This is a genomic window from Mesorhizobium sp. B2-3-12, from assembly GCF_006442205.1.
In the GTDB taxonomy this organism is placed as follows: Bacteria; Pseudomonadota; Alphaproteobacteria; order Rhizobiales; family Rhizobiaceae; genus Mesorhizobium.
In genome coordinates this window covers 1-7,029 of record NZ_VFVR01000031.1, presented here as the reverse complement: position 1 = coordinate 7,029, position 7,029 = coordinate 1, and the positions used below count along the sequence as shown (strand labels likewise).

The 7,029-nt window shown below is 64.5% G+C and carries 7 protein-coding genes and 1 pseudogene; 5 read left to right on the top strand and 3 right to left on the bottom strand.

Features of this window, described 5'->3' with window-relative positions; genetic code table 11:
• The 4 genes and pseudogenes from FJ948_RS31035 to rarD all read left to right on the top strand — a co-directional run.
• Positions 1 to 78: pseudogene (locus FJ948_RS31035) on the top strand (GFA family protein); the annotation flags it as partial.
• Positions 75 to 1,025: a prolyl aminopeptidase gene (gene pip / locus FJ948_RS30160; RefSeq protein ID WP_140710970.1), complete on the top strand. Its 951-nt coding sequence runs from the start codon at positions 75 to 77 to the stop codon at positions 1,023 to 1,025. The pseudogene FJ948_RS31035 and the gene pip, both read left to right, overlap by 4 nt.
• A gap of 37 nt (positions 1,026 to 1,062) precedes the next feature.
• Positions 1,063 to 2,685, top strand: coding sequence for a citramalate synthase (gene cimA, locus FJ948_RS30155; protein ID WP_181173888.1), 1,623 nt, complete (start codon positions 1,063 to 1,065; stop codon positions 2,683 to 2,685).
• A gap of 82 nt (positions 2,686 to 2,767) precedes the next feature.
• Positions 2,768 to 3,694, top strand: a complete 927-nt coding sequence (gene rarD / locus FJ948_RS30150) for an EamA family transporter RarD (RefSeq protein WP_140710966.1) — start codon at positions 2,768 to 2,770, stop codon at positions 3,692 to 3,694.
• Here the strand turns inward: rarD and FJ948_RS30145 are convergent.
• The 3 genes from FJ948_RS30145 to FJ948_RS30135 form a co-directional block, all read right to left on the bottom strand.
• The gene (locus tag FJ948_RS30145) at positions 3,672 to 4,670 is read right to left on the bottom strand and encodes a transporter (RefSeq protein ID WP_140710964.1); all 999 of its coding nucleotides are present in this window, start codon (positions 4,668 to 4,670) and stop codon (positions 3,672 to 3,674) included. The two genes, rarD and FJ948_RS30145, sit on opposite strands and share 23 nt — an antisense overlap.
• Before the next feature lie 121 nt (positions 4,671 to 4,791).
• Entirely contained in the window at positions 4,792 to 5,574 is a 783-nt protein-coding gene (locus FJ948_RS30140) for a glucose 1-dehydrogenase (RefSeq protein WP_140710962.1), read from the bottom strand.
• 141 nt (positions 5,575 to 5,715) lie between these two features.
• Positions 5,716 to 6,006 carry a muconolactone Delta-isomerase family protein gene (locus FJ948_RS30135; RefSeq protein ID WP_140710960.1) on the bottom strand — a complete coding sequence of 97 codons (291 nt, stop codon included), beginning with the start codon at positions 6,004 to 6,006 and terminating at the stop codon, positions 5,716 to 5,718.
• Between the two features lie 119 nt (positions 6,007 to 6,125).
• Between FJ948_RS30135 and FJ948_RS30130 the strand changes: the two genes are divergently transcribed.
• A partial coding sequence (locus FJ948_RS30130; protein ID WP_140710958.1) for a LysR substrate-binding domain-containing protein occupies positions 6,126 to 7,029 on the top strand: 904 nt, incomplete at its 3' end.

Below are 7,029 nucleotides of genomic sequence, written 5' to 3'. Positions count from 1 at the left end.
AGGCAGGAGCAGATCATCTCCTTCCAGCATCCCGATCACGAAACGGCCAACTGGCCGCAACAGGGCCTGAAACTATGAGCTTGCGCACCCTCTATCCGGAAATCGAACCGTTTGACTCCGGCATGCTCGATGTCGGCGACGGTCATCAGGTCTATTGGGAGCGGTCGGGCACCAAGGGCGCCAAGCCGGCGGTCTTCCTGCATGGCGGACCGGGCGGCACCATCTCGCCCAAACACCGTCGGCTGTTCGACCCGAAGCTCTACGACGTCATCCTGTTCGACCAGCGCGGTTGCGGCAAGTCGACGCCCAACGCCTCGCTGGAGGCCAACACGACCTGGCATCTGGTCGCCGACATCGAGCGCCTGCGCGAAATGGCCGGCTTCGACAAATGGCTGGTGTTCGGTGGCTCCTGGGGCTCGACGCTAGCGCTCGCTTATGCCGAGACACACCCCGATCGCGTCAGCGAACTGGTGGTGCGTGGCATCTACACGCTGACCCGCGCGGAACTCGAATGGTATTATCAGTTCGGCGTCTCCGAAATGTTCCCCGACAAGTGGGAGCGTTTCCTGGCGCCGATCCCGCAGGCCGAGCGCGGCGACATGATGGGCGCCTACCGCAAGCGGCTGGTGGGCAGCGACCGCAAGGCGCAAATACAGGCCGCCCGAGCCTGGAGCCTGTGGGAAGGCGAGACGATCACGCTGCTGCCGGAGCCTGAAACCAGCGGCCCGTTCGGGCAGGACGACTACGCCGTTGCCTTCGCCCGCATCGAGAACCATTATTTCGTCCACGCCGGTTGGCTGGAGGAGGGGCAGCTGCTGCGCGACGCGCATAAGCTCGGGGATATCCCCGGCACCATCGTCCACGGCCGCTACGACATGCCGTGCCCGGCGCGCTACGCCTGGGCGCTGCACAAGGCATGGCCGAAGGCGGATTTTCATCTGGTCGAAGGCGCCGGCCATGCCTATTCCGAGCCTGGCATCCTCGATCAACTGATCCGGGCGACGGACAAGTTTGCGGGAAAATAGCCTTTCCTGCTTGCGCTCTGCGACGATTTTTCGAGCTATGGCCATGACAAAACAACGCCTTTACCTCTTCGACACCACATTGCGCGACGGCCAGCAGACGCCGGGCATCGACTTTTCGGTCGAGGACAAGATCGCGATTGCCAAACTGCTCGACGAGTTCGGCTTCGACTATGTCGAGGGCGGCTATCCCGGCGCCAACCCGACCGACACCGCCTTCTTTCAGCAGAAGCGCACGGCCCGCGCCAAATTCGTCGCCTTCGGCATGACCAAGCGGGTTGGGGTGTCGGCCTCCAACGACCCAGGTCTAGCGGCACTCGTACAGTCGAAATCGGACGCCATCTGCTTCGTCGCCAAGAGCTGGGACTACCATGTCCGCGTCGCGCTCGGCTGTACAAACGAGGAGAACCTCGACGCCATTAAGGCTTCGGTCGAGGCATCAGTCGCTTCGGGCAAGGAAGCGATGGTCGATTGCGAGCATTTCTTCGACGGCTTCAAGGCCAATCCGGACTACGCGCTGGCCTGCGCGAGGACGGCCTATGAAGCCGGCGCGCGCTGGGTGGTGCTTTGCGACACCAATGGCGGCACGCAGCCCTCGGAAGTGCGGGCAATCGTTGAAAAAGTCATTGCCGCGGGCATTCCGGGCGCGCATCTCGGCATCCACGCCCATGACGACACCGGCCAGGCGGTGGCCAATTCCCTTGCCGCCGTCGAGGCCGGCGTGCGCCAGATCCAGGGCACGCTGAACGGCATCGGCGAACGTTGCGGCAACGCCAATCTGATCTCGATCGTGCCGACACTGGCGCTGAAGCCGGCTTTCGCCGACCGTTTCGAGACCGGCATTTCAGACGAGGCGCTCACCGGCATTTCGCGCTTGTCTCGCGCCTTCGACGAATTGTTGAACCGCGCCCCGGAAGCGCAGGCGCCCTATGTCGGTTCGTCCGCCTTTGCCACCAAGGCCGGCATTCATGCCTCGGCGCTGGCCAAGGAGCCGGCGACCTATGAGCACGTGCAGCCGGAATCGGTCGGCAACCGTCGCCGCGTCATGGTCTCCGACCAGGGCGGCAAGGCCAATTTCCTCGCCGAGTTGAAGCGGCGCGGCATCGATGTGCCGAAGGACGATCACCGGCTCGATGCCCTGATATCGGTGGTCAAGGAGCGTGAGGCGTCGGGCTATGCCTATGAGGGCGCCGACGCCTCCTTCGAACTCCTGGCTCGCAAGATGCTGCACGGCCTGCCCGAGTTCTTTCACGTCACCTCGTTTCGCTGCATGATCGAGCGCCGCTTCGATGCCAATGGCCAGTTGAAGACGGTGTCGGAAGCGGTGGTCAAGGTGCTGGTCGAGGGCGAGGAGAAGATGTCGGTGGCCGAGGGCCATGGCCCGGTCAACGCGCTCGACATCGCGCTGCGCAAGGATCTCGGCAGGTACCAGAACGAGATCGCCGATCTCGAGCTCGCCGACTTCAAGGTGCGTATCCTCAATGGCGGCACCGAGGCCATCACCCGCGTGCTCATCGAATCGCATGACGGCACCGGCGCCCGCTGGTGGACGGTCGGCGTGTCCGAAAACATCATCGACGCGTCCTTCCAGGCGCTGATGGATTCGATCGTCTACAAGCTGATGAAGAACCGCGAGATGGCGGGGCTGGTGGCGGCGGAGTAAGTTTGAACCATCAGCGAAAGTCCATTGATCCATCAGAACTTTGCGATGGTCTTGCTAAGGTTACTGGGCCATAGCGTTGGCCATGGCCGCTGAAGCAATTGCCCAGGATGCAGATGGAAGAGCCCGCCGCGGCTTCCTGCTGGCGCTGGGTGCCTATCTCTTGTGGGGTTTGCTGCCTTTCTACATGAAGGCGGTGGCGCATTTGCCACTTGCCGAGGTGATTGCACACCGCATCGTCTGGTCGGTGCCGATCGCCGCGGCGGTCCTGATCTGGGCCGGTCGCACGGCGGACTTCAAGGCGGCGATCCGCTCGCCCCGCACCATCGCCATGGCCGCGCTGACGGCGGCGCTGATCTCGGTCAACTGGGGCATCTATGTCTGGGCGATCGCCGTCGACCGCACCGTCGAGACAGCACTCGGCTATTACATCAATCCGCTCGTCAACGTCGTGGTCGGCGCGCTGCTGCTTGGCGAGCGGCTCGACCGGCTGCAGATCGCGGCGGTGGTGCTTGCCGCGATTGCCGTCGCCGTGCTGACGATCGAGGGCGGCAAGCTGCCCTGGGTGTCGCTGGCGCTGGCCTTTTCCTTCGCCGCCTACGCCTTCTTCCGCAAGACGCTGCCGATCGGCCCCAGCCAGGGTTTCCTGCTCGAAGTGCTTTTGCTGTCGGTCCCGGCGCTGGGCTACATCATTTTCCTGATCGCCACCGGGCAGGACCATTTCGTCTCCAGCAATGGCACCGACACCGCGCTGCTCATTGGCTGCGGGCCGGTGACGTCCGTGCCGCTGCTGCTGTTCGCCTTCGGTGCCAAGCTGCTGCGCCTCTCGACCATCGGCATCATGCAGTACATAGCGCCGACCATGGTGTTCCTGATTGCCGTGCTGATCTTCGACGAGCCGTTCGGCACCACGCAAGCCATCGCCTTTGGCCTGATCTGGGCGGCTCTCGCGGTCTATTCCTGGTCCATGCTGGCGGCGGCGCGCCGGGCTACATCTGTCCGAGCCGCCTGACGAAAAGATAAGTCACGCCCGCGATCAGCAGCGATACCGCCGTCACCACCCAGAAGCCCATGGGCGTGTTGACCAGCGGCAGGCCGCCGACATTCATGCCGAACAGGCCCGAGATGATGGTCATCGGCAACAGCACCGCCGTCATCACCGACAGCACATAGAGCAGCCGGTTCGACTGCGTCGTCAGCTTGGCCATCAGCTCGTCCTGCAGCAGCCGCGTGCGCGCCTGCAACTGCTCGCCGTCATAGTGCAGCGTCTGGGCACGGTGCGAGAGCCGCGCCGCCATGTCGTTGATCGAATCCGGCAGGTCGTTGCGATGCGAATGGTCGAGATGGCGAAACAGATTGGTCAGGGTCGCCATCTGCCGGTGGATGACCACCAGGTGCCGGCGCGCATCGACCAGCGCCTGCCGCTCATTGTGCCATGCGTCGCACACGATACGGTCCTCGATACCGTCGAGACTGTCGCTGAGGGTCGCCAGTTCCGCCGCCATTCCATCGAACGACTGACCGACGACAGCCTCGATCAGTTCGGCCGGCGAACGGAATTTGCGCGATCCGTTCTCGATCGCCTTGCGGATGTTGTCGACCGATTGCAGCGGCTGCTTGCGGGCGCCGACCAGCATCGTATCGTTGAGGGCGAAGCGGAAATGGCCAAGCCCGCCGGCTTCCGCCGAATAGTCATGGCGCAGGTCCGGCAGATCGCCATAGAGCCAGTCATCCTCGAGGTCGATATGGCAGCCATGGCTGGCGGTCAGGAAGGCTTCGCGCACCGGCGCCGGCAAGGCCTGGTCGGCTCCGATCTCGTGGCGCGCGCGCATGTCGGAAAGCTGGTAGCTGCGCCACGTCCAGTGCGCCGCACCGGAATCCCTGGTGCGCAACCCTTCGGTGGTGAAGTGGTAGATGAAGAACAACCCGTGCTCATCGGGCAGGTAAGGCGACAGGTCGGTGCCTTCGGCGGGGAGGGCGATGTTCATGGCGGCTTCGCCGGTCTCTGATGCGGTCGGGGTCGCGGGGGCGGCCAGCTGCGATTCCTAGCATGGCATCCCCGATTTAGTGTGACTGTTTCGTGACGATGTGCATCGCGGGCACGGGTCTCTACAGGACGCTGGTAATCCCGCCATCCACCAGCAGGGTCTGTCCGCTCACGAAGCTGGCGGCGTCGGATGCCAGGAATACGGCGGCGCCCGCGAGTTCCCGCACCTCGCCCCAGCGCCGCATCGGCGTGCGGCCGGTCAGCCAGGCGGAGAATGTCTCGTCGGCGACCAGTGCGTCGTTGAGCTCGGTCTTGAAATAACCCGGCGCGATGGCGTTGACGCGCACGCCGTGCTGACCCCATTCGCCGGCCATCGACTTGGTCAGCATGGTGATGGCGCCCTTGCTAGCCGCGTAAGGCGCGATCGAGGGACGCGCTAGCACGCTCTGCACCGAGGAGACATTGATGATCGAACCCCTGCGGCGCGCGATCATGCCCTTGACGACGGCCCGGCTCACCTTGAACACGCCGTCCAGATTGGTGGCCATCAGCGCGCCCCAGTCGGCATCGCTGAAACTCTCCAGCGGCGCGCGTCGCTGGATGCCGGCATTGTTGACCAGGATGTCGATCGGTCCGGTGTCGATTTCGGCCGCCGCGATCGCCTTGTCGACCGACTGGGTGTCGGTGACGTCGATCATCGCTTCAGCCACGGTGTGGCCTTCGGCGCGCAGGCGCTCGCCGGCGGCTTTGAGTTCGTCGGCCTTGCGGCCGCCGATCGTGACGCGCGCGCCGGCGCTCGCAAGCGCCTCCGCGAAGGCAAGGCCCAAGCCGCGGCTGGCGCCGGTGATGAAGGCATGCTTGCCTTCGAGGCCGAACAGGCGGCCGAGATAGTCAGTCGAATGCAATTTGCACCTTCATCGCTGGCGATTTGTCGCTCGCCAGCGCGAAAGGCTGGTCTAGCCTCCGCGAGCGGCGGCACCAGCCTGCCGAATGGCTTGATGACATGCAAGGCGCTTGTCACCATGGCGCCTCGGGTTCCGTCAGCCTCAGCGCTTCGGGCCAAACCCTGGATAGGGGTTGAGCGGCACGATCGCCGCAATGTCCATCATGCCGGCCTTGACCAGCGGCAGAGTGGCGAGATGGCCGCGCACATCGGCATCGCTGCCGGCTTCGAACATCAGGCCGCTGCCGGGAATGTCACCGCGATTCCAGATCTGGCGCACCGCGCCTTCGGCATAAAGGGTGCGGCGCTGCTCGGCCTCGCCAGGCAGAACGGGTGCGAAATCGGCATCGGTGAACTTTTCCGTATTGCGGGTGAGAAGGGCAAGGAACTGCATTTTCGGTCTCCTGTTGTCGGCGGTTGATGACAGGAGATATCGCGCCGGGTGGTCAGACAGTCAAAGACTGATTAGGCTAAAGTTGAGACCTGGAAGGACTTGGTGTCGAGGAGCAAAAAATGTTCGACCTGCGCCAGATCAGATATTTCGTCACCGTCGCCGAAACCGGCAGCGTCGGTCGTGCCGCCGAACTGCTGCATATCTCGCAATCGCCGCTCAGCCGTCAGATCATTCAGTTGGAGCAACAGCTTGGCGTCGCCCTGTTCGAGCGGGCAAAGCAGCGCGTTCATCTCAATGCCGAGGGCCGCGCCTTCCTGACCGAGGCCCGCGCCTTGCTGTCGAATGCGCGCCGGTTGGAGGAGCTTGGCCGCAACCTGGCCAGCGGTTCTGTCGGGCGCCTTGCCATCGGCTATGTCGAGGGTGCGGTCCATGCCGGGCTTGTCGCCGGCATGCTGCGCCAGTTCCGCCGCGACCGACCGGATTTTCATCTGCAGTTGAGAAGCCTGCGCTCGGCCGCGCAGATGGAGGCGCTTCGGCAGCGCTCGCTCGATCTCGGTTTGGTCTATGCGCCCGCGGCGGCCGATGATCCCGATATCGCCAGCACGCCGCTGCGCCACGAGCCGCTGGTGCTGGCCATTCCCGAGGATGATCCGCTGGCCGGTGTGCCCGACATCCAGCCGCGCCATCTCGATGGCCGCGTCTGGATCACCGTGGTGCGCCAGCCAGATGATACCAATCGTGGCCAGTTCCTCGCCGCTTGCGCCGAGGCTGGCTTCGTGCCCGACATCGCCTGTGAGACGGCGGATCCGCTGACCTCGCTCGGGCTTGTCAGCGCCGGCCTTGGTCTGGCTACCGTGCAGGCGAGCCTGCGCACGGCCGCGCCGCCCTCGATCGTGTTCCGCGACATGCCGTGGTTCGGGCGCACGGTTTCCATCCATCTCGCCTGGCGGCGGCAGGACCGGCGCGCGGTTATTGCCGATCTGCGGGAGGCTGCTCGGAGGGAGGGGAGTAGGGGAGTAGGGG